The organism is Legionella taurinensis (genome assembly GCF_900452865.1).
Lineage (GTDB): Bacteria > Pseudomonadota > Gammaproteobacteria > Legionellales > Legionellaceae > Legionella_C > Legionella_C taurinensis.
This window is the reverse complement of record NZ_UGOZ01000001.1, coordinates 387,584-414,145: the sequence shown is the minus strand read 5'-3', so window position 1 is coordinate 414,145 and position 26,562 is coordinate 387,584. Positions and strand designations below refer to the sequence as shown.

Genomic DNA, 26,562 nt, shown 5'->3' with positions numbered 1-26,562 from the left:
TAGAATCAGATTTTGACGGGTTTGGGTACAAAGCCTTTCATTTGCTGGGCAAATTGCTTTAACACTTCAAGGCCAGATTCCTCTGCCTGCTTGCACCATTGCTGCAACGCGTCGACCAGCTCACGTTGTGAGCTTGCGGTCTTAAGCCAGATGTTCTGCAGGGATTGCCGGTAAGTATAAACCAGGCGCAATTGCTCACAGCTTTCCAGTAACGCCTGCAATCTCGTGTTTGCACGCGGCGATAACAAACTGTCCTGGAGACGCAGGAGACGTCCGGCACGCTGGAACAGTTTTTTATCACTATTGTTCTCGGTATGGATACGCTTTTCCATCTTGAGAATAGGGCGGACCACCCGCTTGTAATAGTAGGACATCACCTGAAACCGATTACTGACAACCGCTTTCACTGTCTCCAAATCCACGTTCAGCTTGCCTTCTTCCATCGCCAGTTTCGGAGGCAGTTTTTTAACCTTGGCCAATTTCAGAAAAGACAGGCAGCGAATGTAGAACCAGCCGATATCAAACTCCCACCATTTCACAGAAAACTTGGCAGAGGAAGCGAAGGTGTGGTGATTATTATGCAATTCTTCACCGCCAATCCAGAAACCCCAGGGAAAAATGTTGGTCGCAGCATCCGGGCATTCAAAATTGCGATACCCCCAGTAATGGCCAATTCCATTGACGACGCCTGCCGCGTGCAGTGGAATCCACATCATCTGAATGGCCCAGATGGTAATGCCGGGAATGCCAAATAGAATCAAGTCGGCCAACAGCATAATGAGAATGCCTTTGGAACTGAAACGGCTGTAAACATTGCGTTCCACCCAGTCAGTCGGCGTCCCATGGGAATATTTTTTTACCATCTCCTGGTCTTTGGAGGCGGCGCGGTACAATTCAGCGCCCTGCCAGAATACCTTTTTAATCCCGAGAACTTTGGGACTGTGAGGATCGCCTTCAACATCCGTGGTGGCGTGGTGTTTACGGTGAATAGCGACCCATTGGGCCGTCACCATCCCGGTAGTCAACCAGAGCCAAAAACGAAAAAAGTGACTGACGACAGGATGAAGGGTCAATGCTCTGTGTGTCTGATAGCGATGCAGATAGATGGTAACCCCGGCAATCGTGATTTGCGTTAACACGATGGTCGCGATGACATATCCCCAAAATGAAAGGTTCAAAACCCCATAAATCATTCGGTAACTCCCCAAAAAAGAATTATTTGCCAGAGACTTAACAGCTGATTAAACTATCCGCTCAGCTTCGACATGAGATCGAATCCTCTATTAAGCCAAGGCGTGTGCGAAGGTATACAATTACACCCCACTCTTATGATCATACCACAAATTGCACAAACCGCATTGCATCAGGCCGACTTGTGAACGATAATTTTAATTAAAACAGGAAATAAATTGAAGTACATCGAGAACAGGACTCCATAATGAATGACAATATAAAACGAATCATAGAAAGCATTGTGCCTTTTTTGGTCATCGGCGTGGCCGTTTCCTTGTTAATTGGTCTGTTTATCATGTTTTCCTATGTCCTGGTCTGGGGATTGTTTATCGGCGGCTTACTCTGGGTAGCCACCCTGATTAAAAACGCACTATTCCCGCCGCCCAAGGTTAAACAGGATACGCCGCAAGGCCGGATTATAGAACATAAAGATCAAGACTGATGCCGGAATTACCTGAAGTCGAAACCACCAAGGAAGGCATTAAACCGTTTCTGATGGCACGAGAAATCAGCGGCTTGGCCGTCAGGGATTCACGCCTGCGTAAGCCGGTGCCGCCCCAGCTAGCCGCCTACTGCATCGGCAAAAAAATCATTGAGGTCAGCCGGCGTGCTAAATACATTCTCATTCACCTCGAAGAGGGGTATCTTCTTATTCATCTGGGCATGACCGGGCATCTGCGTCTGCTTAAAAACAACGCTCCCCCGCCTAAAAAGCATGATCACATCGACTTGCTGTTAACCGATGGCGGGCTTCTTCGATACAACGATCCGCGCCGTTTTGGCTTGTGGCTGTACCTTGCCGATGCTCCGGACGATCACCCCCTGTTCCGTCACCTGGGACCGGAGCCTTTAAGCGAAGCGTTCCATGGCGACTATTTATTTGAAAAAGCAAAACGCAAAACCCAAACCATCAAATCCTTCATCATGGACAACCGGATTGTGGTAGGAGTGGGCAACATTTACGCCACCGAAAGTCTGTTTCTGGCGGGCCTTCACCCATTCACACCCGCAGGACGCGTAAGCCGCGAACAATTCAACCGCCTGAGTCTGCACATCCAGGCTGTATTGCGGCGCGCCATTGAAGCCGGCGGCACCACGCTTCGCGATTTTTATGATAAAGACGGCAAGCCCGGCTATTTTACCCAGAAGCTTCAAGTCTATGGCCGTAAAAACCAACCCTGCTTTCACTGCCGCTGTGCCATTGAGGTCAAAATCATTGGTGGCAGAAGTTCGGCCTTCTGCCCTCAATGCCAGCCTGTGCCGGCCGCGGAATGAATGCCTTTCGCCCCTCGTTTCTTACTGTATAATCGGTATATAATTCTTACCCTGTTTCATACCAGAGAAGGACAGCTGTATGTTAGTTAAATTTAAAAGCGACGCTTATGAAAATATCACCATGTTAGGGGATATTGCGCAGCGACTGTTAAAGATGATGGGGCACAGTGGCATCATCCCTGGCGCCCTGGTCGCTGATGAAATACCGGAAGCCCTTGACCACTTGAAAGAAGCCATCGACAGGGAAACCCAAAAGCAGCCGTTAAATCCGGAAGACGATGACGATCAGGTGAGTCTTGCCAATCGCGCCTATCCTTTAGTCCAGCTCCTGACCGCGGCTGTTAAGAAAAACTGCAATGTGCGCTGGGATAAAGTGTAAGAGTATGGGCAACTTCCTGCTCTTACAGTATGATTCCCCACCCAATGATAGAAACGAGTTCCAATGAAAATCAGTAAACTCCGCACGTTCTGGATTATGCTGCTGTCAGCGCTTTATACGGTGAATGCATGCAGCCGCTCCGTCCTCATGCGTCTGTTCGGTAAAACCAACCGTGCCTGGGTAGACACGACGATTCATCGCTGGGTTAACCGCCTGCTTAACCTCGTGGGGGTCCAATGCAAAATCATCAATCCCCACGGCGTGGTTCCTCAGCCAGGAAAGGCCTACATCATCATGTGTAACCACAGCAGCCTTTACGATATTCCCATCAGCTTTAAAGCCTTCCCCAATCACTCCATACGCATGCTGGCTAAAAAGGAACTGTCCAAAATTCCTATTATGGGAAAAGGCATGACGGCAGCGGAATTTCCTTTTATCGATAGAAAAAACCGCAATCAGGCGATTAAAGATCTCGAAGCCATGCGTCAACTGCTGGAAAGCGGCATCATCATGTGGATAGCGCCCGAAGGCACCCGTTCGAAGGATGGTAAACTTGCCCCCTTTAAAAAAGGCGCCTTTGTCACCGCCATCGAAGCCAAAGCCATCATCATCCCCATTGGTATTCGCGGTGCTTATAACATCCTGCCGGCAAGAACCCTGCAATTTAACATCAATCAAACGGCTGAAATTCATATCGGTGAACCCATTGATGCGAGTGCCTATACCACAGACCAGAAAGAGGAACTGATCAAACGCGTTCATCAGTCCATGGAAAAGCTGGTTGGCGAAACACAGGAATAAACCCTAATGCGATACGCCGTAGCTCTCCTGGCTTTGCGTGGCGGTCACTGTAGCGGCGAGTCCAATGTGCCTCGGATCGGATGCGGCGGTGAGTACATTGTCCTGCCTGTCCCAGGTAACCCCCTGCATGTCACCATAGTACTGCAGTAAAGGCATCAGCACATACCCCATGCTTTTTAATTGCGACTGCAATTGCGGCGAAAAGGTTTCCGGTTCAAACTGCAACACATCGGGCAGGTATTGGTGATGGAAACGCATACGGGAAACCATGCTGATTGCCCCCTCCGAGTTATAAAAAACCAGGCTGGCTAACAAAACCATAGTGGGAATTCGGCTGCCGCCCGGGGTCCCTATCACGGCCACGCGCCCCGGCATTTCCAGAAACGTTGGACACATACTGGATAACGGCCGTTTACCCGGTTCAATGATGTTGGCCTGACTGCCGACAATACCGAAGACATTCGATGCCCCAGGCTGGCTGGCAAAATCATCCATTTCATCATTCAACAGCACGCCCGTACCTTCAGCCATCACACTGGAACCAAAAATATAATTCACCGTCATGGTCGCCGCCACGCGATTGCCCTCGGCATCCATAATCGACAAATGGGTGGTATTGGAAACATCGTCCATCACCTTTTTGGACTCAAGCCGGCGGCTGGGGGTTGCCTGCATCGGTGAAATGAACTGACGCAGTTTTTTGGCATTGGCAGCCGAAATCATGTCCTCAATCGGTACGCTGATAAAATCAGGATCGGCTATGGCATCACCGCGCTGCCAGTAAGCCATTCGCATTGCCTCCACGGTATAATGAATCGTCATCGGCAGGGGTAGGCTCTCCAGCGAATAACCAGAAAGAATATTCAACATGGTCAACAACGCCACTCCGCCCGCGGATGGGGGAGGCGAGGTAATGATCAGCATGGTATGGTAGGCCCCCTGCAGGGGTTCCCGGACTTTAATCTGATAATGCGCAAGATCGGAGAGAGTCCAGATTCCACCGGCCGCACGCACCCCCTTGACCAGACGTTCAGCCACCTCCCCCTGATAAAAGCCCTCATGCCCCTTTTCAGCTAGCAGGCGCAGGGTTTTAGCCAGATCGGGCTGACGCAGAATGTCGCCAATGGCGTAAGGGTTACCGTTTTTCAAATACACAGCCGCTGTCGCCGGGAAACGGCGCAACTGCTTAAGCCTGTCCGTCTGGCTCGAAAAATAACGAAACTGATAATCGACAGGAAAGCCTTCTTCCGCGAGACGGATGGCCGGTGCCAGTGTTTTTGACAGGGGAAGACGTCCGTAATGGCTGGCAATATAAACCAAAGCAGCCGGTTCGCCCGGTATGGCCGCAGCAAGTCCTCCATTGAGAGAAAGCTCGGGAACAGGTTTACCGTCCTTCCCAAGAAACATGTCTTTGTGGGCCGCCCGGGGCGCGGTTTCCCGCCCATCGATAAACCAGTTTTTCTTTTCTTTTTCAAGGTGCAATAACCAGAATCCACCGCCTCCGAGGCCAGAGTGGTAAGGTTCAACGACTGCCAGAGCCGCGCTTGCCGCCACCGCAGCGTCAAAAGCATTACCACCCGCTGCCAGAATTTCAAGCCCCGCATTCGTCGCTAACGGATGAGCGGTGGCGATTGCATAGCCAGGCGGCGTGTCATGAAAGGGGGAAGCAAAACCAGGGCAAACATTCCAAAGACTACTGACCAGGATCAACAGACTTGTGCGTGCATTCATGATTTTTGTTTTTTATCCTTAAGAGCCCGTACAACGGCAGCCGGAACAAATTGGGACACATCGCCATTGAATGCGGCGATTTCCCGAACCAGACTGGACGATATAAACATCAAGTGCTCGGAAGGCGTTAAAAACAGCGTTTCAATGTCGGGTGATAATTTACGGTTCATGCCTGCCAGCTGAAACTCGTATTCAAAATCATTTACCGCCCGTAAACCACGCAAAATGATTGTCGCCTGCTGTTCACGGACAAAATCAATTAAAAGCGTGCTAAAACCGACCACCTTCACACCGGGTACGTCGTGCAATGCCTCGCGCAGCAGGGCAATGCGTTCGTCGAGGGAGAAGAACGGTTTTTTTGCCGAGCTGTTAGCTACACCCACGATAATATCCGGAAAAATGGATGCCGCCCGCTGGATGATATCCACATGACCATTGGTGACCGGATCAAAAGTACCGGGGTATATTGCTCGTGGTTTCATAAGGTTTGTCATTAATTGCAACTTCCCGCAGTCTAGCGTATTGTGATTTAAAAAACTATGATTGAGATTTAACGGAATGGAGAGTTGGCAATGAATGCTTTGAAATGCTCGTCGCTTTGTTTGCTTTTACTTTTAACAGCCTGCGCACCTCGTCATCATCAGGCGCTTCATTCAGGAACAGAGGGTAGCCTGCCCGGCGAGGGCGCTGTCAATGGCCAGCCCTTAACGACCGAGGAAGCGGCGGCATCGCCCGCAGTCAACGTCTCGCCCGCTGAACAGGCGAAACAAACCGCCAGTATTTCGTCATGGGAATTATCCGGCGCCATGGCGGCACGTGGTAAGAAAAAAAGCTGGACGGCGTCCGTGAACTGGTTGCAGAATGGTCCTGGCAGTTACCAAATCCGCCTTTTCGGTCCCTTAGGCAGCGGTACGGTGATGATTGACAAAAAAGGCGGCGTGGTCACGTTGCGTGACGGGCCGAAAAAAGTCTCTTCCAGCAGTGCGGACGCCTTGTTGCGAAAAGAAACGGGCGTTGGCCTGCCTGTAGCCAACCTGTATTACTGGGTTCGCGGCCTGCCTGCCCCCGGCGCTGTACAAACCGCGCAGCGCGATCCTCAAAACCGCCTGCTGCTGCTTCGCCAAGCCGGTTACACTATTCAATACTTAGGCTACAGTGCTGTCGGCAAAGCGGCGTTGCCAAGCCAAATCCGACTTCAGGGCCATGACATCTTTATCAAGATGGTGATCAAAAAGTGGCGAGTCTAATTTATGTTCTTAAAATGAGCAATAAAATGAAGAAATTGGCCTGTGAAAATAATTTCGCAGGTCAACGTTGACATTGCCCTCATTTCTCTGCAAAATACGCAGCACATTGCAGCGACAACTGCAGATGATTCATGGATGATTAAGAATCTAAGCATATTGGGGTGTCGCCAAGTGGTAAGGCACAGGGTTTTGATCCCTGCATACCTAGGTTCGAATCCTAGCACCCCAGCCATTTTCTTGTTGATTCAAGTAAACAGACGGCAGAAGATAACCGGGAAGGATGCGTTCACCGGATCGCTAAAATAATAATTATATCTTTCTGGCTGTCTTCTGCTATGTGTTTAAGTTAACTGATTATAAACAATCGAAGGTTTCTTACACATGTCAACGATGATGATCTTTACCGGCAATGCCAACCCCGAACTGGCACTTAAAATTGCTTCCCACTTACAAATTCCGATAGGCCAAGCCACTGTAGGCACCTTCAGCGATGGTGAAACCATGGTTGAAATTCTGGAAAATGTCCGTGGACGCGATGTCTTTATTGTCCAATCCACCTGTGCGCCAACCAATAATAACCTCATGGAATTATTGACCATGGCCGATGCCCTGCGACGTTCTTCCGCAGGCCGAATCACAGCTGTTGTTCCCTATTTTGGCTATGCGAGACAGGATCGACGTGTTCGCTCCGCCCGCGTTCCGATTACTGCCAAGGTTGTCGCTGACATGATGGCTTCGGTAGGAATATGCCGGGTTCTGACCGTTGATTTGCATGCTGATCAGATACAGGGATTTTTCTACATGCCGGTCGATAACGTGTATTCAACCCCCATTCTGCTCGAAGACATCAAGCAGCAGAATCTGGCGAACCTGATGGTTGTTTCCCCGGATGTCGGCGGTGTGGTCCGTGCCAGAGCCATGGCCAAACGCTTGAATGATGCGGAACTATCCATTATCGACAAACGCCGCAGTGGCCCCAATAAGTCCGAAGTGATGCACATTATCGGAGAACCTGCGGGTAGAAACTGCATCATTATCGATGACATTGTCGATACCGCCGGTACGCTCTGTTCAGCTGCCATGCACTTGAAACGCAATGGCGCCAACAGTGTCCGAGCCTACATCACCCATCCCGTGCTCTCAGGTCCGGCTGTTGAAAACATCATTCACTCCTCCCTGGATGAGGTCGTAGTAACCGATACGATTCCTCTCTCTCAGGCCGCCAAACAGTGTAAAAAAATTCGGGTAGTGAGTTTAGCTGACATGCTGGCTCAGGCCATTAAACGAGTCAATGTCGAAGAATCGGTGAGCTCCATGTTTGCTGAATAAAGGCCAATGACACCAATAAAAAAGGAAGCCTGAGCTTCCTTTTTTATTGGGTCTACTTAACCTTAATCACGTGTTCCAACGTATTTATCATCAAAATAGCGACGTAATTTGGTGCGTAACGTTCCTCGACTAATACCCAACATAACCGCTGCACGAGATTGATTGTACTTGCAGTGCTCCATTACTGCACGAAACAGAGGTGTCTCTATTTCTTCCAAAACAAACTTGTACAGATCAACAGGATCAGTTCCCTTCAGCTCGGAGAAATACCTTTGCACTGATTGAGTTACGCTCTCGGCCAGTGACGCAGTTGTATCCCCGGCTTCATTACTGATTGTTGTCATTATTATTAACTCCTCCTTTAAAAACATGAATCTTACCCAATTGGACAATTCCTGACAAGTAAAACAACCGAAAAATTGACTGATAATCAGGTATTATTGAGCAGGTTTAATTCAAACTCAACCTGCTCACAAGGTATTGATAAGACTTAGAATTTCATCATGGCAGGATTGAAAGGCTTGCCATTTACAACAAGTTGGCCCTGATTCAGACTGACTTCAACCACGTAGTCCGTGCTTTGTTGAACCAGTAAGCCTGATTGAACCATGGCATTGATTTGTTGATCCGTTTGAGCCGCAACCTGTTGTTCCATATCCGGTGTTGCCGTTGTGTCAGTGTTAGCCGGCGCATTGGGATCGGTAGCCGTAGTATCCGGAGTTGACGTCACCTGAGCGGAACCGGCGGCCAATCGTTGTCTGACGGTTTGGCTGATGATCTGCTTCAGTACCGCACCTGGAACCTTCAAACGGCCGTTACCCTGAACTTTCTGCATCATCTCGACCGGATTATTGTTATCTCCTTTTGGCAGAGTAATAATCAGGTTGCCTTCGACTGTACCCTCAGGCATGGTAAATGTCATTTCTGAAATTTCAAATTCCGCACCACGGCTAAACAGTTTAGGAATCTCAGGCATAATGGCCATCAACGCCTGCTGTTTCTCCGCATCAGAACCCTGCTGCATTTTATTGGCTTGTTCATTAATACGGGCCAACGCGTCTGCATCAAGATTACGTACAGCCATTTCCAGGTTACCGGGGCCATAGGTTTTACCCTGAGTAACGATCTTGTCCAATGAGCTTTTGAAATGAGAATTGAAGAGACCACTCTCAATGTCACTGCTGGTATTGATGTCGAGATCATTCAGTTCAAACAGTTTTTGAGTTTTATCCTGGATGAGCAGAGAAGGGAAAGAAACACTGGCATCACCAAGGAATAAACCGGAGTCTGTTCGGTGCAGGTTGTATTCGCTGGAGATTTCCCCCATGGTAGCTGTCACTTGATCTTTTACAAAGCTCATGCCTTCAATGGTCAGGTCGCCTGCCACTTCGTCCATGGAAGACGTCACATTGACGGTGCTGCTCATGCCTTTCCAGTCAAACTGGGAATTACCTTGTTTGGCAATCAGTTTAAACTCAGGAATGGACATATTGACCTTGCTGTTATTCAAGTAGTTAATCAGCAGACTTAAATCCAGTTTGGGTTTGGTGGAATCACCGGTAAACGTGTTATTGAACTGTTCAGCATAGGTTTGTGGTAAGGTTAAGTCCGTTTTAGCGTAACCTAAGCCTAATTTAACGCCGTTATCAGCAAATATAATGGGGCCATGATAAATGGTTAATGGCATTTGCATCTGGTAATCTTGTGCAGGCATGGTTTGCGGTTGGCCATCAGCACCTCTGACGATGCGCTCGGGCACATGTAAACGCCAGTTTAATGTAGCCTGGGATTTAAACCAGCCTCTATGGTATTCCGTGATATCGGCAAACAGGCCATTCGACTGATTAACGATATCGACGTTTTTTCTCACTGTGTGTTCAGTGATAATGCCCATACCATAATATCCGCCAAGGACTAGAACGGCCAGGATAACCACTAATCCTATGATTTTTTTCATTATTATCTCCGTGTTAGTGACATCTCACTGCAAAACTGCATAGAAGATGCGGTAAGTAGTACCCGCCCTAATTAAAGCACGAGATACACCAACTAGCAAAAGAAATAACAAAAAAAACTCAACAAAATCAGATCAGTTAACCTGCCTTATGGGCTTGCAATACGTTTCCTTTACAGTGAATGCCAGAATGAGTGCAATCAGGGAACACAGCGGCAAAATACGCAGGCCGGCCTGGAAGTCGCTCAACAGCAAGGTTTCCACATTGAAAGCCCGCGCTCCGGCTGACAAATCCACCAGACGCCCCACCAGGGGCTGCATTAACGCACCCACAAAAATAGAAGTCATGTTGGTAAAAGCGATGCAGGTACCGATGACTTTGCTTTCCTGAATTTCAGTGGAAACCGCATAAGCGATAGCCACGCCTGTGTTGGTCAACCCAAAGAGAAAGAAAAGCACATAGGCGGATGTTTTGTTCATGTCGGGGTAGAAAACAAACAGGGTCGTCAGTACAACGCCGCACAGCGCTGAGAAAATCATAAAGGGTTTGCGGCGTCCCATGCGATCGGAAACCCATCCCGACAACGGGCCGCTGATGCCCCAACCTATAAAAATGAGCCCGGTTGCAAAAGCTGCCGCATGAGCTGAAAGGCCGCGACCATATTGCAGGTAAGCCGGACCAATGGCTTCGCCAATGACAGCGGTGGGGCCAAAAAGGAAACCCGCATACAAGGCATTAAGCCAGGTTTGTCGATGCGATAAAATAATTTTCAGACTTTCAAGGATACTGATGTGGGGTTGTGCCTTAATCTCACGGCGCTTGGTGCCTGGCTTATCCTGAACAAATTGATACAAAAGACCGGCTAAAACGATAAACAGGAATGCAATAATCAACATACTGTGGCGCCAGCCCACATTGGACACCAGAAAAGACACAGGCGCCTCACCCGCTGCAGCACCCAACATGCCCAGCGCCTGAGTTAAACCCGACAACAGACCCAACATGGCCGGCGGGAACCAGGAGGTCGCAAGACGCAGCGCGCTGACAAAGGCAAATGCAGCACTAAAACCAATCAGCATACGTCCAACGGAGGCCATCATCAAACCGTCTGCCAAACCAAAGACCCCACAGCCTAACGCAGTAATCAGGGACATCACGGTTAAAATACCGCGGATACTCAAACGGTCAACAGTCAGGCCAACCGGAACCTGCATAATAATATAAGGTATGTAAAACGACGCGGTCAGAATCCCAAACCCGACCTCATTGATGCCAAAATCAATCTGCAGACTGCGATGCATCACCCCGGGTGCTACTCTGGCGAGATAATCAGAAAAATAAAACGCCGCCGCCAACCCCCAGACGATCCATGCAAAACTCAGTTGACCGAAACGTCCTGAGGAATCTGCATTTTGAGATACTGCTATTTTATTCATAAATACACACTCGGTAACTGTATCCAGAAGCAACGTCCATTCCGACCATCTTATGCTCCCTACCAACAGCAATTAGCTCAAAAAATTTACAAACCCAAGCACCCATTATACTGCTACAAATGTTTATTTCAACACCAGAGTGGCATGGAAAACCCCTCCATCTCCTTTGCAGAAGGAAGGTGGGGTATAATTATACGCAATGAATGCGTATAATCTGACCTTTTATTGACATTGTCGGTTATGAACAGTCTCGAACTTGCTGTAAAAAATGCCCTGGATTCGCAAGGGGATAGTCAACAGGCGAATAAAGCTTACCTTGAATTCATCAAGGCTAATTTCATCATCCCGGTGGATATTCATTCTGCGCCGGACAATCCGGAAGTGCTTTACCTTAACGAAGGTGAACACACGTTTTTGCCGGTCTTTAGTGAAATGAGCTACCTTGATGCCTGGGCACAGGACATTCGTGATGCCATTCAGATCCTGCGCCTTTCTGGCGTTGATCTGCTGAAAGGGATAGGGGATGACGTGACGGTCTGTTTGAATATTGGCAGTGAAATTTACAAAGAATTTAACGCATCCGAGATCGCCAGGATGCGCAGCATGGTTTTAAAATTGTTTAAATGAAGGCGGGTTTGCCCCGCCTCCACGGTTATGCGACTAAATCAAGCACCTGGTAGCCGACAAAGGCCGAAGCGGCGATGGCCCCGGTAATACGCAACACTTTTACCAGAAATGATTTATTGTGAATAGAAAATAAACCGTCATTGGCGGCTGACACGGCTGACTTTTCTTCCTCATCCTTCTTAAAGGTTGCTGCGTCTAAATCATAAAGCGGTTCTTCGCCATAAAAACCTGCCCACCAGCCTTCCTGCCATTGTTCATTTTCGCTTGTGCCCTGACGGTAAGGATTCTCCTGCTCGCCCAATTCGGACAGCGCGCATTGATACCCCTCAGCATAGCAATCCTCCAGATTAGGATGCTCAATGTTAAATCGCAATTTAATATGTGGTAATAAGGCTGAAGTATCGTTCATGTTCGTACCCTCTCTTAGCTCGTCTTCCTCTTACTTGAATGGTAGCAACTTCCGTACCATCGCCAGGGATTCGTGATTCAATCCACTTAGAAACTATTTTACGCCTTGAGCAATCCAGGAGGGGATAAGCGAGATTAATTTACTATTTCTTGACAATATAGTTAAAAATAATACACATTGTCCTTGTAAGTATATGATTTATCTCACTATGGCGCCAGGCGGCAACCAATCCATTCATCGCCCTGTTGGCGATACAGCACGCGATCATGCAACCGGTTATCTCTCCCCTGCCAAAATTCAATGGTCGACGGTTTGAGTTGGTATCCGCCCCAGTTTTCCGGGCGAACTATGGGTTGCTGATTCCATTGCGCCAGCAGGCGGTTAAAGGCAATCTCCAATTCTTGCCGGGTGGCAATGGGGCGGCTCTGAGGCGAAGCCATGGCACTAAGCTGACTGGCTGGCGGCCGACTGGCAAAGTAGGCGTCTGACATTTCCCGGCTGGTTTTTTCCACCGCGCCCCGGATTCTCACTTGCCGGGCCATTTCCGGCCAATAAAAATTCAAGGCGGCAAACGGGTGTTTTTGCAATTGCACGGCTTTCGCGCTTTCATAATTGGTATAAAAAATAAAACACCCCTCTTCGATTCCCTTGAGTAATACCACTCTTGAATCAGGCATTCCTTCTTCATCGACCGTGGACAGAACCATGGCCGTGGGATCCTGCTTCTCGCTGGCAAGCACTTCTTTAAACCAGAGCTGAAACTGCAGTAAGGGATCGCCCCCGATCTGGTGGTCATCAATCCTTAAATCCCCATAATCACGCCGTATATCCGCTAAAGTCCGCCACCCAGTCATGTTACATCCCCTCTTTGAATGCCTTCAAAAAAACCAAAATTTTCATATAATTAACAAAAAGAAAGCATCTTATACTTCACTTAAGACGCGACTTATATTATAACTGCACCACGATCGCATCGGTAACTACCTATGATAGAACGATTTTTGCGCTTGTTGGATACTTTTAAGGAAAATCAGATTTCCACGCTGTTGCGCAGCAATCGTGAATTTATCACAACTCAACTGAAAGGCCCCTATTTTTCAAGCCACGCTCGCGATTATTTTGCCGACACCCAGTCCTCAGGCGAGCCCTATGTTGATTTCGCCGATGAACCCCGCCGCATCGTCCAGATTAAACAACTCATTAATGCCTTGTACCATGCGGAAATGGCCTTCATCGATCTGGAAAATGTCAATCTGCGCAACGGCCAGCAAAAAACCCTTGATTTGAAAAAACTCTATTTTAATACCATTCACCACGCCTATCAGGCCAGTTACCTGTTGACGCACGTCGATGTGGATTTTATGGAGGTGTTTGGCCATGAGCTTGTGCAATTGCAGCACATTCTGCATCTTGTCAAACAGCAGGCGGATGGTTATGAAAAGCAGGCAAATGACCTGGCTGGCCGCATTCTGGATTTTCCACTGAGTTATAATACCGGCTGGTATACAGGCATTGCTGTGGATCAAATGAAACCTCGGCAGGAGGGATTTGATTACAATTTTATCAGTAAATTCAGTGCCAAACTCCCAGGCTACATTCAGGAATTACGCCTCCACCTGCATCATTATTCTGCAAAAATTTCCCTTGAAGCACCGGAAATTAATGAGCAAAAATTACAGGAACTTCAGGAAAATGCGATCAAGATTATTTTTGCGCTGGATGATTTGAGGGACAACAATTTCTTCATTGCATTTAAGCTGCTGAAATACATTAATATTGTACGTCACATTATCAGCCTAACCACCAGCACCTTTCAGCAGATGGTGCAATTCAATGAAACATCCCAGAATGTGGTACGTGATAATCTAGCCAAATTAAAATACGACCTGCTGCCGCGGTTATTTGCCCTGGTCGATCGTATCGAAGATCAAGCCCTGCTGCATCCAGGAACCCTCTCCAGGCCGATGATGCAACAGATAAAACCGCTTTATGACCTGCTCATCACGTATGCCCGGAAGCCCGTTAATTTTGAAACCTGCGGCAAGGAATTGTTGACGCTGGAAGATGCCCGATTCCTTGATTTGCGCCTTAGTGAAACGCGTGAGCGGCTAAGCAAAACGCGGACGGCCTCGGTCAAAGCGCAACGCCTGCAGAGTGCATTTAACACGTTCTATGCCATTCTTGCCCGGCCAGAATACCAGGGGCTTCGTTTAAACCAACTGCCTGAGATCGTCAAAAAGGAATTAGCCCGACACTACCGATACATCCGTCCTGTGATCGAGCATCATCATGTTGACTTAAGTAATGCCATTATCAATGGTTTGACGCAACCTCGCGGCTGGCTGGGCACCCTAAAAACACCTTTTGACTGGTATTACAATTACGAAAACACGGATAAAATCAGTCACCTTCAGGCTAAGTACACCACGCTCGCTGCCTTGTTTGCCCAGGAAACAGTCACCGCCAGGTTCCATAAACAGCTTAATAAAGCGCTTTTTCAACACATTATCGACCAGAGCGACCTGGCTTTAGCGCCTTACCCGGGCGAAGACGTGTTCAAGCTCAACGAGAAAGCCGCTCTCGGCATAAAAGACGAGGCCCAGGGGTTTGAATTTACCGTGTCCGACGAAGGGCATTGCCTTTTAAAACAGCCAGCCCCCTTAACCACCGATCAGGTGTTTCTTCTTGCGCAACATTATGATCAGCGCGTAGTCGCCTTAACCCAGGCCCAAAAAGCGTATCGGCAATTCATGGCTATCCTTGATCAGCAGGACGTGGCCACCCTCTCTGCACTACCGGAGGGCGAGAAGAAAAAATTACGGCCTCTCTATGCCCGTTTTCAACCTTATTTTATGACGATCAAAGCGTCTGATGCAGGAATTGCCGCACTGGATAAGAAAATCATCCAGTCTCTGACCGACAAAGAGTCTACTTTGCCGTTGACTGTCGATGAATTAATTTCAATGGAACTGGATATTAATACAGGCTTCGCAGTCACAAAGACGCGTTGGAAGGCCTATCGTGACAATTACCTTGATGACGGTAAAAAGCGCTATGAGAAGGACGTGGAGTCCCCGCCGCTGGCTGTGAATACACAGCATGCCAATCGAGCGCATTACCTGCTTAAAAAAGACACCTGTTCGAAACACATAGCGGATTACCGCAAATCGCTTTTTCAATTCACTGCGGCGTTGAATCTTCCCGCCAGACAGCATCTTAAACCGCAGGAAAAGGGTGTTCCTTTTCCCCAATTGGAAACGAAGCAATCCCTGCTGGCAGAGCCTCAGCAGTTGCTTAACATTAAACGCCTGTTTAATGCCCTGTATTACCTTGAACAAATGGTCATTGAACTTGAGAAACTCAATGACAAAAGCAGTGAATCAACCTATGTTTATCATCTGCTGCAGGTTTATCATGCCATCAACACCATCTATCAGTTGTCACTTTCCTTTTATCATGATCCTCACTCACGCCTGGTTTGCCGTGATCTGATGATGAAAGCCCAGCAACTGTATCAATTCACACGCGATCAGACCCAACCCTACCTAGTCCACCCCGAGGAGGTAGAGCCGAAGGAAGAACCCCTTCATTACAATGGATTATGGTATACAATCCAGGCCTTTATGGTGGTTCCCGAACACATTCAAGCCTTGAATTATCAAACACCGATACCGGCGGACAGGCTTGAAAAAATCCGTCTCAATACCAAACGCATCGCGATGAACATTGAGAAGATTATCCACGACTCGCCCTCCCATTTCAGATTACTGCTGGACACGCCTGTCATGTATGAGCTGTTCATGGAGTTAAAAACCAAATTGATCCAGTTTTCTCAAACTTCTCATGACGCAGTCATGGATCATCTGGACGAAATCAATTCGGTGTTATTCACTCGTCTATTAATGGAAACGGATCATTTTGAGGCCAAACTGGCCTTAAAGCCTGGTGTATTGGCTACCTCCATGAAAGCCATTCTGGATCAATTTTACCAGGGTTTGGTTGAACCGGCAGGTCTGGTTTCGGCTCAGCACCTTGAATTGGTTTTCTCCATGACGCCCATCCAGAAACGGCAAGTGGCGGCGAAACAACGAGCAACCCTGGCTGAATTGAAGCTTAAACAAATCAGCCGTGAGCAGCGTGTCTTTAAGGAATTGAATAAATCCCTGCAATTGTATAGCCGTCTTAAACAACCCGCCTTATCCTACATACCAGGCCCCCCGGTGCGACCGGATGTGCTGGAATTGGGCAGACAGGACGCAGTCAAGCATTACCGCGAGGCATTGCCTTTTCTTAAACAGGCAGCAAAGGAATTACCTCATTTACTCCCACAGGGAATGGCAAACACCCCTGTAATCGATGGGTTATTTCTCAAAAGCGACCTCACAATCATCCCTGTGATTGACAACATTGCCGGCCTGACAACCGGTGCACTCATTTACTGGAAGAAACAATCCGCCTCGCCCGACCGCGATAAAAAAATCCGTATTTACAGCCAGTTCAATGACCAATTAAACGACTACCTGCAATTTACGTCAGGGTACCTTCCCTCAACGCCTGAAATTCTTAAGGCCATCGAGAACCAATTGCTCGCTCAATACACCAGTCTTTTACCCGACCTGTATGAACATCAGGACCACTACCAGGCAGGACAAAGCGCATCAGGCCGCCATCCTCACGTGGATACCTTGCTCAATGGCGCGCAACTGCCTGTGTGCATGGCCATACCTTCCGGTGTCGCTGATTGGGTTGCCAATTTAAATGCTCATTACGCGGGCTTGCAGGCCAGTTACCAATTCGAGAAGGAAACTGCCGAAGAACAAACGCACTATTTGTTAGCCGCTCAGACAAAAGACGCTGAGCTGAACCAACAGTATAAGGCTCAGTACCTGCAATCCACCTTTGAGGAACTCGTGACCAGGATGGCAGGACGCCGCCTTGGTTTACTGCACATTCACAGTGAATATGAGAAAAAACTGCATGCCCACCTGATGTCGTTTAATCAGGAAATCATTGAGCAGACGAAATCGTCTAATCATATCCGCCAAAGCATGATTCGTTTATTAATTAAAAAAACCCGAGCCTTTCAGAATGACGAATTGCGTCACTATGTGCATCTGGATAAAATCCTGTCAGCCATTCAAGCCTTTTACCTGTACCTGGACAGCGCAAAAGGCAACGGGGTGGATGACACTTCCGTCTATGAGATACAGGATCTCATTCATGAGAAAAGCAGACTGCTTACTCTATTAAAAGACATTGCCCTCAATGATAAAAACTCGCCGAGCGAGCGGCTTTTTCAATTACAAACCGCCTGTAACAAGGTCGAGTTCTCAATTCCCTTAACCAAACAGCGCTCATTCACAGAGTCTGACTGGTTGTGGTTTAAGAGTTGCCTCATTAATCTGCTGTCGCTTCTGCATCTTTATACGCCCACGCCACTTAAGCGTTTTAATGCCCTGCGTGATATCGCTGCAGAAAAAAATAAACCGCCAATGCCCTCGTTTGCCAATCAGTTCGGTCTCTTTACCAGGACCGAGCGCGCCTACCATGACCCTGGATTGCACGCAGCCGATGAGGACTCAGAAGCCATGCCGCCAGCAGCGGCCCCTGTTGCCTGATCAGTGACGGCCACCCTGCAATAAACGCTTCAACTGCTCGATTTCGTTCATCAATTCCAATGCCAATGCTGCACCGGCAACGTTTACACCAAGATCGCGGTGCAATTGCAAAACGGTTCGAATGCGTCGCAGGTCTTCATTGCCAAAATAAAATTCATTCCGCTCATTTTTTTGCGATGAAATAATCCCTTCATCCATAATTTCAAGAATGACTTCGGCACTCACCCCAAAAGAACCGGTCACCTCATGCAGGGACAAGGTATACCATTCTTCGCACACCACCGTGGTTTCGTTGTCCTTAGCCATGGTTGACTCCTAATTTTTCCCGCGGGTTAAACGGGGTTGCTTTTGCCATTTCTTCATACAAATGACGCAGTGCCTCATTGTCACCGGGAGGGATAACAATGTCGAGACTCACATACTGATCACCCGCCGGATTACCGGGTAGCCCCCTGCCTTTAAGCCGCATTTGTTTGCCGGATTGGGACTGCGCCGGAACTTTAAGATTGACCACGCCCCCCAGCGTAGGCACCTGGACAGTCGCTCCCAATGCCGCTTCCCAGGGTGCCACAGGCAATTGCAGATAGATGTCTTTTTTATCCACACGGAACCAAGGGTGCGGCAACAGGTTGATTTCGATGTACAGATCACCCGGCGGCTGGCCGTCTACCCTGCCCCCCTGGCCTTTGAGGCGAATTTGCTGCTTATCGCCGATACCCGCAGGAATTTTCACCTTGACCGCGCGCGTCTGATACTCGCCATGCCCATGACGATCATAAACCGGCACTTTAAGTTGCAGGCTTTTTTCAGCGCCGCGGTAACTGTCTTCCAGACTGATGGGTAATTTGGCATGAATATCCTGTTGGCCAAAATCATAAAAATTAGCATGTTGCTGCTGCTGACGCTGGCGGAAAATGCTGTTGATAAAATCCTCAAAATCAGCGGCATCGCCTTCATTGAAGGAGTCATGACGGTACGGAGTTTCACCGGGTCTGAAACCGGATTGTCCCTGTTGTTTCCAGTATTGACCGTATTGATCATACTTGGCCTTTTTTTCAGGATCTTTCAATACCTCGTAGGCTTCGCCCAGTTCTTTAAATTTTTCCTCAGCACCGGGCTCTTTACTGACATCAGGATGGTACTTGCGGGCCAGTTTTCTATAGGCCCGTTTAATTTCTTCAGGTGACGCACCGCGCTCCAATCCCATAATTTGATAGTAGTCTTTATAGTCCATGCGTTTTTTTTCTCATCGTCATCACATTAAACCTTGGGCTTGATGATTTGCACTTCATCACTCAATGCCTTGAAGTAGTCGTACGACATGTAATAATTGCCGCGGTTGCCGCTGTTGCTGCCCCAGGAATTACGCAAGATTAACATGCCTTTGCTGACGTGGCCAAAGTTATCCATAATCAACGCCGTGTCATCATAACCTGTGATAATCATTTCATGGCCGCCATTCACTCGTCCCTGTTTGGCATGACGGATGATTTCAGGAGTGAGCATCCAGGAATCAAACGCCTTTGCGTATTTGCCCATGGCCCCGGCATGATTCAATTCCACATCCAGCAGGACGCCAAAGGTCAACCGATGCCCCTCACTCAAACTTTTTTTAATGGCTTGTAACACCTGAGCTGGATTGTGATTGACGGTGAAAACCTCATCAATGTCCACCAGACTTTCCCAGGCCATTTGGTCATTAATAGCCAGGGCATTGGCGCTGTACTCACTCACGGACATGGCTTTACCCTGGTTTTTTTCATTATCCGCCGGGTAAAGCTTCACGCCGGCACAGCCTTTGCTGCGTTGATGGCTGGTGGTGATAATGCCGTACTGGTCAAGCTGGTTTAAGACGATTTTTCCAAAGGAGCCGTCCCAACCGCTGTAGGGGATCTGTTTTTTATTCAGGAGGTAAGTGCCTAACTCCAGGCTGCATAATTGACTGATGTAATCCCCTTTAGCCAACAGGGCATCCAGGGCAGCCGTCACGGCAAAGGTTACGCAGGTCCCGTGCACGCCTTGATTCAGTACCGGCGTTTTATTCATTCCTAAATCCAGCTTTGCCGGCAGGCCTGTGGGCAGCAGCGATGCCTCGTCACTGGCAGTATCCATTATCTCCTGCACCCGCTCGCTCAGCACCGCTTGAGCCTCCTTGGATAGCTGCACGTTCTGCACCAGCACAACCCGGGATTGCTGCAGGCCGGTCTCCGATTCATCACTGATAAGGATAGGAATCTGGCCTGTAATTTCAAACGGTTTTGCCCCAACCGAGGCCGATAAGAGTAAACTGATAATCCATAAAATTCCCTTTTTCATCGCCTTTTCCTCATGCTTGTCCTGTGGATTGCAACTATAGCGACAGAAGTCACCTATTAACAATAGACTATCTGAAATTGATTGGAGCCAGTGAAAATAAAAATACTTTCTGCCCAGAGATTGTCATTGATGAGAAAATAATGTAACGTGAATTAATGGTTTCGTTTGATTTTAACCCATGACTTTGTTCCTCTGCGCCATCCTCATTACCCGTTCAATTATTATCGGCTGAATAGCCGATCACTTTCCTCACACCGTTTTTCTGCCTTTCGTTTTAACCCGCTTTCCAGTGAGGACAGTATGTTTCGTTCACAACGCCATTTACCCTTTGTCATGTGGTTTTTCCCCGTGGTCTTTTTTGCCTATCAATTCATTCTCCGTCTCTGGCCTGGATTGATGATGCAGGGAATTATGGAGCAGTTGACTATCGATGCCAGCCAGTTCGGGCTACTGGCTGCTTTTTATTACTACGGTTACGCCGGCATGCAGATCCCTGTGGCTGTTTTACTTGATCGCTATGGCGCACGCCGCGTAATTTTGTTTTTTGCTCTACTCTGCAGTGTCGGCACGCTGATGTTTACCCTCACCCACCACTGGCTGATTGCTTGTCTCAGCCGTTTCTTAATTGGTGCGGGATCGGCCGTGGGATTCCTTGGTGTTTCGAAAGTGATCTCTGACTGGTTTCCTGAAACACACTACGCGCGCATGGTGGGGTTTTCTTTCAGCCTGGGCTTATTAGGCGCCATTTATGGCGGTAAGCCGATAAGCCTGCTTGCGCTTTATTACGACTGGCATGCGCTGGCCCTTGTTCTCGCATTGCTGGCTGTGGTTTTAGGCCTTGCCGTCACTGTGTTTCTTCGTACGCCGCCACAACCGCTGGCCACGGGGACAACTGGCTTCAGCCTCAGGAAGTTCAAGGCCCTTCTTTCCGCACCTTCCATTTGGGTATTGGCCATTGCCAATGCATTAATGGTCGGTTCGCTGGAAGGATTTGCCGATGTTTGGGGCGTCCCTTATCTGATGACAGCCTATAGTATTCCCAAAAGCGAGGCGGCCCTGGTCATTTCGTTTCTGTTTGTCGGCATGTTATTTGGTGGGCCGCTGTTGTCTTTCGCGAGCAAAAAAATGGGCCATTACCCCGTAATAAGTCTTTGCGGACTTGGCATGGCGGCCGTATTTTTCATGCTGCTTTCACACCCTTTCTATCAAAAAGCCGCATTTGCTCTGGTGTTTTTTATCATCGGCCTTCTCTGCTGCTATCAGGTTCTCGTGTTTGCTGCCGGCGCCAGGCTCGTTCATCCGGAACTTTTAAGCGTGACGGTGGCCTTTCTTAATTGCGTTAATATGCTGGGCGGCTCATTCTTTCATACTTTGATTGGCCACGTCATGGAAACCTACTGGTCGGGAACTCTCTCAGTCGATGGCGTGCATGTCTATTCTCTGACGAGTTACCTTCTGGCTTTAAAAGTCATTCCCTGCGGTGCATTAGTGGGCGCTCTGCTGACAGGTATGCTGCAATGGCGTTTTCGTAAACAAACAATGGGCTCTCTGGCAGGTGCCTGACAGCCTCGGCGCGAGAAAAAGGTCTCGCGCCATAGCGGTTAATCCAGTTTAATGGTGTAGGAATAACTGCCAAAGCCATCATAATCCAAACCGATGTAGTGTATGCCATGGCAGGATGCGCTAATAGAAGGGTGCTGCATATAAGGACCGTCCTTAATGTCAAGGACACACCAATTGGCTGCATCATACGCCACCGTCACATGCGCATAGCCAGAACGGCATTGGGGGGTATCGCGAATAACAAAGCTGCGCGGACCGACCAGTTGTAAATTAAGATCCTGATCACTGTAACCGCTAACAATATAAATGGCCGGGTGTGCCTTATTGCTCAAATGGAAATAATCTTTGTAACCACAAAGCCCTTCATTTGCCTGAGCATTGACCATGAACACACTGCCTGCCGCCATCAACATCCATTTTTTCATTGTTTTACCTTTCTCTTGTTATTGTTAAAATGGGGAATAGGCATTATATGGAAATGCTAGATAGTGAACAATCATATTGTTTAGCTTTTTCGCAAAAATTGGCTATTTAATCAACGTGTTGATTTAATTCAATGAAATTTATAACTTGGCTTGCAGCAGGATTCCTTATGAGCAACTCGGCTTCCCCCCTCCATCTCATCCACATTGAACAACTGGAACACCAGCAGGTTCTCAAAACACCGGCCAAGCCGGTTCAATTCCCTTTAAGTGCCGACGACAAACAATTGATCGCGGCAATGAAAGAGAAGCTCCATGCCCTGGAGGGGGTGGGCCTTGCCGCCCCGCAAGTCAACCAATCCAGGCGGATTATTGCCGTCTATATACCCGAGAGCGCTGCCCTGTTACGCGATCAGGTCAAACCCTACCCTATGCATATTATGATTAATCCCAGCTATGAGGGAGTCGCGGGTTTACCCCTGCAGGCTGATTTTGAAGCCTGTTATTCCGTCGCTGACAAAGCAGGTAAGGTGCCGCGTTTTCAGCAAATCACCGTTACCTATTATGATGAAGACGGGGAGTTTCACCGCCAACAGGAGAGTGGTTTCTACGCCCGTGTTTTACAACATGAAATTGATCATCTCAATGGCGTCCTGATTATTGATCGACTAACGCCCGATTGCGTGCAGGGAAGCCCAGACGACATGCGGGCTTTGCGTCGTGCGGAATTGCCCGAAGCCAAACGCCCATTGTTTGATGATTTAATGAGCAAAAAAGCGAAGAAATAACCTTGATAAGCCTTGGCTTATCAAGGTTTGGATGAATTACCAGCCAGTGACTTCGGCAATGGCATCACCAAGATCAGCCGGAGAATGAACGGTACGGACACCGGCTGCTTCAAGAGCGGCAAATTTTTCTGCCGCAGTCCCTTTACCGCCGGAAATGATGGCGCCGGCATGCCCCATGCGTTTACCTGCTGGCGCTGTCACACCCGCGATGTAGGAAACAACAGGCTTTTTCACATTGGATTGAATGAATTCAGCCGCTTCTTCTTCAGCAGAACCACCGATTTCGCCGACCATGATGATCGCTTCTGTTTGTGGATCTTGTTCGAATAAAGTCAGTGCATCAATGAAATTGGTTCCGGGAATAGGATCACCGCCAATGCCGATGCAAGTGCTTTGGCCAAAGCCTTTGTCCGTTGTCTGCTTGACTGCTTCATACGTCAGTGTACCGGATCGGGAGACAATCCCTACTTTGCCGGGCAGGTGAATGGAGCCGGGCATAATCCCAATCTTGCATTCGCCAGGCGTAATGATACCGGGGCAATTGGGACCAATCAGACGGGCGTTGGTGTTGTTTTCCAGATAGACTTTGACTTCCAACATGTCCAGAACGGGAACGCCTTCAGTGATACAGACAATCAATTGAATGCCGGCATCGGCCGCTTCCAGTATGGAATCCTTGCAGAATGCAGCGGGAACATAAATCACGCTGGCATCCGCACCCGTTTCTTCCACCGCTTCGCGCACGGTATTGAAAACAGGCAAATTCAAGTGCGTCTGACCGCCTTTACCGGGAGTAACGCCGCCTACCATGCGCGTACCATAAGCAATCGCCTGCTCGGAGTGATAGGTGCCTTGTTTACCAGTAAAACCCTGGCAAATGACTTTGGTGTGTTTATTAACTAATACGCTCATTGCTAACCTCAATTTAGTTTGGAGCGCCCATGCGCCCCTTCTGGTGATTACGCGACTGCTGCAACGATTTTCTTTGCAGCATCAGTTAAACTGTTGGCCGCAATGACGTTTAAGCCACTCTTGTTCAGAATGTCAGCACCCAACGGGGCATTATTGCCCTCCAGACGCACAACCACAGGGATTTTTACGCCGACTTCTTTTACAGCCGCAAGGATACCCTCGGCAATCAAATCGCAACGCACAATGCCGCCAAAGATATTGACCAGAATGCCTTTGACGTTTTCATCCGACAGGATGATTTTAAAGGCTTCGCTGACACGTTCTTTGGTTGCACCGCCACCCACATCGAGGAAGTTGGCTGGTTCGCCACCATGCAGCTTAATCACATCCATGGTAGCCATGGCAAGACCGGCGCCATTCACCATACAGCCAATAGAACCGTCAAGCGGAATGTAATTGAGTTCCCAATCGGTGGCGCGATTTTCACGCTCGTCTTCCTGCGATTTATCCCGCATGCTTTTCAGTTCAGGCTGGCGGTAGAGGGCATTGCCGTCAATATTGATCTTGCCGTCCAAGCAAAGGATTTGTCCGCTTTGAGTGACAACCAGCGGGTTGATTTCCAGAAGGCTTAAGTCGCATTCCACAAACATCTTCCCGAGCCCCATCATCAGCTGAGTGAATTGCTTGATTTGCTCGTCGTTTAAACCCAGCTTAAATCCGATGTCGCGGCATTGGAAAGGCATAATCCCGACTAAAGGATCCATGATGACTTTAAAAATTTTCTCCGGTGTTTCATGGGCCACTTTTTCAATTTCCACACCACCCTCTGTGGAAGCCATAAACACCACACGGCGGCTGGAACGATCCACCACCGCACCGAGATACAGCTCACGGCCAATGTCGCAGGTCTCTTCCACCAATACCGCGTTGACCGGCTGGCCTTTGGCATCGGTTTGGTAAGTGACTAAGCGGGTTCCTAACAATGATTGGGTGACAGATGCCAGTTCTTCTTTGCTGGATACCAGTTTTACACCGCCTGCTTTTCCGCGTCCGCCGGCATGCACCTGGGCTTTCACTACCCATCTGGGCGTGGATAACTGTTCAGCCGCTTTCACTGCCTCGTCAACACTGTAGGCAACCTGGCCCTTTGGAACAGGCAGACCATAGCGGGCAAACAGCTGCTTGGCTTGGTATTCATGTAAATTCATCGTTAGTACCTTTAAAAAAGCAACACCCGGCAAGCCGGGTTATGCGGTTAAAATGTCAATCGTTACACATTGAGCAGCAAGCGGGCGGGATCTTCGAGCAACTCCTTGACGCTTACTAAAAACTGCACAGACTCTCGACCGTCAATCAGGCGATGGTCGTAAGACAGGGCGACATACATCATCGGACGAATCACAATTTGCCCTTTTTCAACCACCGGCCGGTCTTCAATTTTATGCATGCCGAGAATACCCGTTTGCGGCGGATTAATGATGGGCGTAGCCAGCAGGGAACCAAAAACACCGCCATTGGTGATGGTAAAGGTACCGCCCTGCATTTCTTCTAACGAGAGTTTGCCTAAACGGGCACGGCTGGCTGAATCCGCAATGACTTTTTCAATTTCAGCCAGACTGAGCTGATCAGCATCACGAACAACGGGCACCACGAGGCCTTTATCCGTCGAAACGGCAATCCCGACATCATAATAACCGTGATAAACAATATCCTGCCCATCAATGGACGCATTAACGGCCGGGAAGCGTTTCAATGACTCAACCACGGCTTTAGTAAAGAGAGACATAAAGCCCAGTTTTACGCCGTGTTTTTTCTCAAAAAGATCTTTGTACTGTGCACGCAAATCCATGACGGCCTTAAGATTGACTTCGTTGAACGTCGTCAGCATGGCCGCATTGTGCTGAGCCTGGACTAAGCGTTCCGCAATTTTGGCACGCAGACGTGTCATCGGAACACGGCGTTCCTCACGAGCGCCCATGGGCGGCATATAAGCGGCTTCGCTTCGACTGGGCGCGGCCGTTGCACCGGCCGATTTTTCGCGGTTGGATTCAATAAAAGCCACGACGTCTTCTTTCGTCAGACGCCCGTCTTTACCAGAGCCGGATAACTGCTCTGGCTGCAGATTGTTTTCAGCCAGCATGCGGCGTACGGCAGGACCCGTCGCCTTGGTCGCCTGGCTTTGGGCAGGAGCCTGCGCACTCACTGGCGTCTGCTGTGGCTCGGCGGCTGCCGCTTTGGGTTCCGTCGGTGCTGCAGCCGCAGCGCTTCCCGCTTCAATACGGGCCAGTAATTGTGCTGAGTTGACCGTATCACCTTCTTTAAACAGGATTTCTGTCAGTATGCCGTCAGCTGGGGCCGGGACTTCCAAAACCACTTTGTCGGTTTCCAGGTCAACCAGATTTTCATCACGAGCCACCTTGTCACCCACTTTTTTATGCCAGGCGGCAATGGTGGCATCCGCCACGGATTCGGGCAGAGCCGGTACTTTAACTTCAATAGACATGGTTAGTCCTTCTTTGGT

The 26,562-nt window shown here is 48.8% G+C and carries 25 protein-coding genes and 1 tRNA gene; 11 read left to right on the top strand and 15 right to left on the bottom strand.

Annotated elements, in window-relative coordinates:
- Nucleotides 1–5: 5 nt before the first annotated feature.
- The gene (locus DYE45_RS01900; protein ID WP_108293234.1) at nucleotides 6–1,193 is read right to left on the bottom strand and encodes a DesA family fatty acid desaturase; all 1,188 of its coding nucleotides are present in this window, start codon (nucleotides 1,191–1,193) and stop codon (nucleotides 6–8) included.
- Between the two features lie 245 nt (nucleotides 1,194–1,438).
- On the opposite strand from DYE45_RS01900, the gene DYE45_RS01895 reads away from it, so the two are divergent.
- The 4 genes from DYE45_RS01895 to DYE45_RS01880 all read left to right on the top strand — a co-directional run bounded on the left by DYE45_RS01895 (nucleotide 1,439) and on the right by DYE45_RS01880 (nucleotide 3,688).
- Nucleotides 1,439–1,675 carry a hypothetical protein gene (locus tag DYE45_RS01895; protein WP_108293236.1) on the top strand — a complete coding sequence of 79 codons (237 nt, stop codon included), beginning with the start codon at nucleotides 1,439–1,441 and terminating at the stop codon, nucleotides 1,673–1,675.
- Nucleotides 1,675–2,508: a bifunctional DNA-formamidopyrimidine glycosylase/DNA-(apurinic or apyrimidinic site) lyase gene (gene mutM / locus DYE45_RS01890; RefSeq protein ID WP_108293238.1), complete on the top strand. Its 834-nt coding sequence runs from the start codon at nucleotides 1,675–1,677 to the stop codon at nucleotides 2,506–2,508. Before DYE45_RS01895 ends, mutM begins: the two co-directional genes overlap by 1 nt.
- A 79-nt stretch (nucleotides 2,509–2,587) precedes the next feature.
- Complete coding sequence (locus tag DYE45_RS01885) at nucleotides 2,588–2,887, top strand: DUF1840 domain-containing protein (protein WP_108293240.1); 300 nt, start codon at nucleotides 2,588–2,590, stop codon at nucleotides 2,885–2,887.
- A gap of 63 nt (nucleotides 2,888–2,950) precedes the next feature.
- Nucleotides 2,951–3,688 (top strand): lysophospholipid acyltransferase family protein, encoded by a 738-nt coding sequence (locus DYE45_RS01880; RefSeq protein WP_108293242.1) that lies wholly within the window; start codon nucleotides 2,951–2,953, stop codon nucleotides 3,686–3,688.
- 3 nt (nucleotides 3,689–3,691) lie between these two features.
- Here DYE45_RS01880 and ggt read toward each other — a convergent pair whose 3' ends face one another.
- Together ggt and coaD are read right to left on the bottom strand one after the other, a co-directional pair.
- Nucleotides 3,692–5,419 (bottom strand): gamma-glutamyltransferase, encoded by a 1,728-nt coding sequence (gene ggt / locus DYE45_RS01875; RefSeq protein ID WP_115300311.1) that lies wholly within the window; start codon nucleotides 5,417–5,419, stop codon nucleotides 3,692–3,694.
- Nucleotides 5,416–5,922 carry a pantetheine-phosphate adenylyltransferase gene (gene coaD / locus DYE45_RS01870; protein WP_115300310.1) on the bottom strand — a complete coding sequence of 169 codons (507 nt, stop codon included), beginning with the start codon at nucleotides 5,920–5,922 and terminating at the stop codon, nucleotides 5,416–5,418. The genes ggt and coaD overlap by 4 nt, the downstream gene beginning before the upstream one ends.
- Nucleotides 5,923–5,991: 69 nt before the next feature.
- Here coaD and lolB point away from each other — a divergent pair, with 69 nt between their 5' ends.
- The 3 genes from lolB (at nucleotide 5,992) to DYE45_RS01850 (ending at nucleotide 7,995) form a co-directional block, all read left to right on the top strand.
- Nucleotides 5,992–6,666 (top strand): lipoprotein insertase outer membrane protein LolB, encoded by a 675-nt coding sequence (lolB, locus tag DYE45_RS01865; RefSeq protein WP_108293248.1) that lies wholly within the window; start codon nucleotides 5,992–5,994, stop codon nucleotides 6,664–6,666.
- Between the two features lie 157 nt (nucleotides 6,667–6,823).
- A tRNA-Gln gene (locus DYE45_RS01860) sits at nucleotides 6,824–6,898 on the top strand.
- Between the two features lie 149 nt (nucleotides 6,899–7,047).
- Complete coding sequence (locus DYE45_RS01850) at nucleotides 7,048–7,995, top strand: ribose-phosphate pyrophosphokinase (RefSeq protein ID WP_108293250.1); 948 nt, start codon at nucleotides 7,048–7,050, stop codon at nucleotides 7,993–7,995.
- A 62-nt stretch (nucleotides 7,996–8,057) separates the two neighbouring features.
- Here the strand turns inward: DYE45_RS01850 and fis are convergent, their stop codons facing one another.
- The 3 genes from fis to DYE45_RS01835 all read right to left on the bottom strand — a co-directional run bounded on the left by fis (nucleotide 8,058) and on the right by DYE45_RS01835 (nucleotide 11,386).
- Complete coding sequence (fis, locus tag DYE45_RS01845; RefSeq protein WP_065230301.1) at nucleotides 8,058–8,366, bottom strand: DNA-binding transcriptional regulator Fis; 309 nt, start codon at nucleotides 8,364–8,366, stop codon at nucleotides 8,058–8,060.
- Between the two features lie 119 nt (nucleotides 8,367–8,485).
- A complete protein-coding gene (locus DYE45_RS01840) occupies nucleotides 8,486–9,952 on the bottom strand; it encodes a YdgA family protein (protein WP_108293252.1) in 1,467 nt (488 codons plus the stop codon).
- A 132-nt stretch (nucleotides 9,953–10,084) separates the two neighbouring features.
- Complete coding sequence (locus tag DYE45_RS01835; protein ID WP_108293254.1) at nucleotides 10,085–11,386, bottom strand: MFS transporter; 1,302 nt, start codon at nucleotides 11,384–11,386, stop codon at nucleotides 10,085–10,087.
- A 240-nt stretch (nucleotides 11,387–11,626) separates the two neighbouring features.
- Here DYE45_RS01835 and DYE45_RS01830 point away from each other — a divergent pair, with 240 nt between their 5' ends.
- Nucleotides 11,627–12,013: an SseB family protein gene (locus DYE45_RS01830; protein ID WP_108293256.1), complete on the top strand. Its 387-nt coding sequence runs from the start codon at nucleotides 11,627–11,629 to the stop codon at nucleotides 12,011–12,013.
- A 25-nt stretch (nucleotides 12,014–12,038) separates the two neighbouring features.
- On the opposite strand, the gene DYE45_RS01825 is transcribed toward DYE45_RS01830, so the two are convergent.
- Together DYE45_RS01825 and pdxH are read right to left on the bottom strand one after the other, a co-directional pair.
- Nucleotides 12,039–12,422: a transmission trait enhancer LetE gene (locus DYE45_RS01825; protein WP_108293258.1), complete on the bottom strand. Its 384-nt coding sequence runs from the start codon at nucleotides 12,420–12,422 to the stop codon at nucleotides 12,039–12,041.
- Nucleotides 12,423–12,628: 206 nt separating this feature from the next.
- On the bottom strand, nucleotides 12,629–13,276 hold the full coding sequence (gene pdxH, locus DYE45_RS01820) for a pyridoxamine 5'-phosphate oxidase (protein WP_108293260.1): 648 nt from the start codon (nucleotides 13,274–13,276) through the stop codon (nucleotides 12,629–12,631).
- A 132-nt stretch (nucleotides 13,277–13,408) separates the two neighbouring features.
- Between pdxH and DYE45_RS01815 the strand changes: the two genes are divergently transcribed.
- Nucleotides 13,409–18,040, top strand: a complete 4,632-nt coding sequence (locus DYE45_RS01815) for a hypothetical protein (protein WP_115300309.1) — start codon at nucleotides 13,409–13,411, stop codon at nucleotides 18,038–18,040.
- Here DYE45_RS01815 and DYE45_RS01810 read toward each other — a convergent pair whose 3' ends face one another.
- Genes DYE45_RS01810 through DYE45_RS01800 form a run of 3 tightly spaced genes read right to left on the bottom strand, consistent with a single transcriptional unit; the run spans nucleotide 18,041 to nucleotide 20,356 of the window.
- Nucleotides 18,041–18,346: a chaperone modulator CbpM gene (locus DYE45_RS01810; protein ID WP_108293266.1), complete on the bottom strand. Its 306-nt coding sequence runs from the start codon at nucleotides 18,344–18,346 to the stop codon at nucleotides 18,041–18,043. It abuts the gene before it with no gap.
- Nucleotides 18,339–19,274: a DnaJ C-terminal domain-containing protein gene (locus tag DYE45_RS01805; RefSeq protein WP_108293268.1), complete on the bottom strand. Its 936-nt coding sequence runs from the start codon at nucleotides 19,272–19,274 to the stop codon at nucleotides 18,339–18,341. Before DYE45_RS01805 ends, DYE45_RS01810 begins: the two co-directional genes overlap by 8 nt.
- Before the next feature lie 26 nt (nucleotides 19,275–19,300).
- Nucleotides 19,301–20,356, bottom strand: a complete 1,056-nt coding sequence (locus DYE45_RS01800; RefSeq protein WP_115300308.1) for a C1 family peptidase — start codon at nucleotides 20,354–20,356, stop codon at nucleotides 19,301–19,303.
- 300 nt (nucleotides 20,357–20,656) lie between these two features.
- On the opposite strand from DYE45_RS01800, the gene DYE45_RS01795 reads away from it, so the two are divergent.
- Nucleotides 20,657–21,919: an MFS transporter gene (locus tag DYE45_RS01795; RefSeq protein WP_108293272.1), complete on the top strand. Its 1,263-nt coding sequence runs from the start codon at nucleotides 20,657–20,659 to the stop codon at nucleotides 21,917–21,919.
- Nucleotides 21,920–21,957: 38 nt separating this feature from the next.
- On the opposite strand, the gene DYE45_RS01790 is transcribed toward DYE45_RS01795, so the two are convergent.
- The gene (locus DYE45_RS01790) at nucleotides 21,958–22,344 is read right to left on the bottom strand and encodes a hypothetical protein (RefSeq protein WP_108293274.1); all 387 of its coding nucleotides are present in this window, start codon (nucleotides 22,342–22,344) and stop codon (nucleotides 21,958–21,960) included.
- Nucleotides 22,345–22,475: 131 nt separating this feature from the next.
- On the opposite strand from DYE45_RS01790, the gene DYE45_RS01785 reads away from it, so the two are divergent.
- Nucleotides 22,476–23,129: a peptide deformylase gene (locus DYE45_RS01785; RefSeq protein WP_115300307.1), complete on the top strand. Its 654-nt coding sequence runs from the start codon at nucleotides 22,476–22,478 to the stop codon at nucleotides 23,127–23,129.
- A gap of 36 nt (nucleotides 23,130–23,165) precedes the next feature.
- Here the strand turns inward: DYE45_RS01785 and sucD are convergent, their stop codons facing one another.
- The 3 genes from sucD to odhB form a co-directional block, all read right to left on the bottom strand.
- Nucleotides 23,166–24,041, bottom strand: a complete 876-nt coding sequence (gene sucD, locus DYE45_RS01780; protein ID WP_108293278.1) for a succinate--CoA ligase subunit alpha — start codon at nucleotides 24,039–24,041, stop codon at nucleotides 23,166–23,168.
- Between the two features lie 47 nt (nucleotides 24,042–24,088).
- A complete protein-coding gene (gene sucC / locus DYE45_RS01775; RefSeq protein ID WP_115300306.1) occupies nucleotides 24,089–25,249 on the bottom strand; it encodes an ADP-forming succinate--CoA ligase subunit beta in 1,161 nt (386 codons plus the stop codon).
- A gap of 62 nt (nucleotides 25,250–25,311) precedes the next feature.
- Entirely contained in the window at nucleotides 25,312–26,544 is a 1,233-nt protein-coding gene (odhB, locus tag DYE45_RS01770; protein WP_115300305.1) for a 2-oxoglutarate dehydrogenase complex dihydrolipoyllysine-residue succinyltransferase, read from the bottom strand.
- Between the last annotated feature and the right edge of the window lie 18 nt (nucleotides 26,545–26,562).

Excerpts from the sequence above, each read along its gene's own strand:
- DYE45_RS01805 (WP_108293268.1), bottom strand. The coding sequence starts at position 19,274 with ATGGACTATAAAGACTACTATCAAATTATGGGATTGGAGCGCGGTGCG.
- DYE45_RS01795 (WP_108293272.1), top strand. The coding sequence starts at position 20,657 with ATGTTTCGTTCACAACGCCATTTACCCTTTGTCATGTGGTTTTTCCCC.
- DYE45_RS01880 (WP_108293242.1), top strand. The coding sequence starts at position 2,951 with ATGAAAATCAGTAAACTCCGCACGTTCTGGATTATGCTGCTGTCAGCG.
- odhB (WP_115300305.1), bottom strand. The coding sequence starts at position 26,544 with ATGTCTATTGAAGTTAAAGTACCGGCTCTGCCCGAATCCGTGGCGGAT.
- DYE45_RS01835 (WP_108293254.1), bottom strand. The coding sequence starts at position 11,386 with ATGAATAAAATAGCAGTATCTCAAAATGCAGATTCCTCAGGACGTTTC.
- DYE45_RS01900 (WP_108293234.1), bottom strand. The coding sequence starts at position 1,193 with ATGATTTATGGGGTTTTGAACCTTTCATTTTGGGGATATGTCATCGCG.
- DYE45_RS01850 (WP_108293250.1), top strand. The coding sequence starts at position 7,048 with ATGTCAACGATGATGATCTTTACCGGCAATGCCAACCCCGAACTGGCA.
- sucC (WP_115300306.1), bottom strand. The coding sequence starts at position 25,249 with ATGAATTTACATGAATACCAAGCCAAGCAGCTGTTTGCCCGCTATGGT.
- sucD (WP_108293278.1), bottom strand. The coding sequence starts at position 24,041 with ATGAGCGTATTAGTTAATAAACACACCAAAGTCATTTGCCAGGGTTTT.
- fis (WP_065230301.1), bottom strand. The coding sequence starts at position 8,366 with ATGTTTTTAAAGGAGGAGTTAATAATAATGACAACAATCAGTAATGAA.
- ggt (WP_115300311.1), bottom strand. The coding sequence starts at position 5,419 with ATGAATGCACGCACAAGTCTGTTGATCCTGGTCAGTAGTCTTTGGAAT.
- pdxH (WP_108293260.1), bottom strand. The coding sequence starts at position 13,276 with ATGACTGGGTGGCGGACTTTAGCGGATATACGGCGTGATTATGGGGAT.
- DYE45_RS01895 (WP_108293236.1), top strand. The coding sequence starts at position 1,439 with ATGAATGACAATATAAAACGAATCATAGAAAGCATTGTGCCTTTTTTG.
- mutM (WP_108293238.1), top strand. The coding sequence starts at position 1,675 with ATGCCGGAATTACCTGAAGTCGAAACCACCAAGGAAGGCATTAAACCG.
- DYE45_RS01885 (WP_108293240.1), top strand. The coding sequence starts at position 2,588 with ATGTTAGTTAAATTTAAAAGCGACGCTTATGAAAATATCACCATGTTA.
- DYE45_RS01830 (WP_108293256.1), top strand. The coding sequence starts at position 11,627 with ATGAACAGTCTCGAACTTGCTGTAAAAAATGCCCTGGATTCGCAAGGG.
- lolB (WP_108293248.1), top strand. The coding sequence starts at position 5,992 with ATGAATGCTTTGAAATGCTCGTCGCTTTGTTTGCTTTTACTTTTAACA.
- DYE45_RS01785 (WP_115300307.1), top strand. The coding sequence starts at position 22,476 with ATGAAATTTATAACTTGGCTTGCAGCAGGATTCCTTATGAGCAACTCG.
- DYE45_RS01840 (WP_108293252.1), bottom strand. The coding sequence starts at position 9,952 with ATGAAAAAAATCATAGGATTAGTGGTTATCCTGGCCGTTCTAGTCCTT.
- DYE45_RS01810 (WP_108293266.1), bottom strand. The coding sequence starts at position 18,346 with ATGGCTAAGGACAACGAAACCACGGTGGTGTGCGAAGAATGGTATACC.
- DYE45_RS01825 (WP_108293258.1), bottom strand. The coding sequence starts at position 12,422 with ATGAACGATACTTCAGCCTTATTACCACATATTAAATTGCGATTTAAC.
- DYE45_RS01815 (WP_115300309.1), top strand. The coding sequence starts at position 13,409 with ATGATAGAACGATTTTTGCGCTTGTTGGATACTTTTAAGGAAAATCAG.
- DYE45_RS01790 (WP_108293274.1), bottom strand. The coding sequence starts at position 22,344 with ATGAAAAAATGGATGTTGATGGCGGCAGGCAGTGTGTTCATGGTCAAT.
- DYE45_RS01800 (WP_115300308.1), bottom strand. The coding sequence starts at position 20,356 with ATGAAAAAGGGAATTTTATGGATTATCAGTTTACTCTTATCGGCCTCG.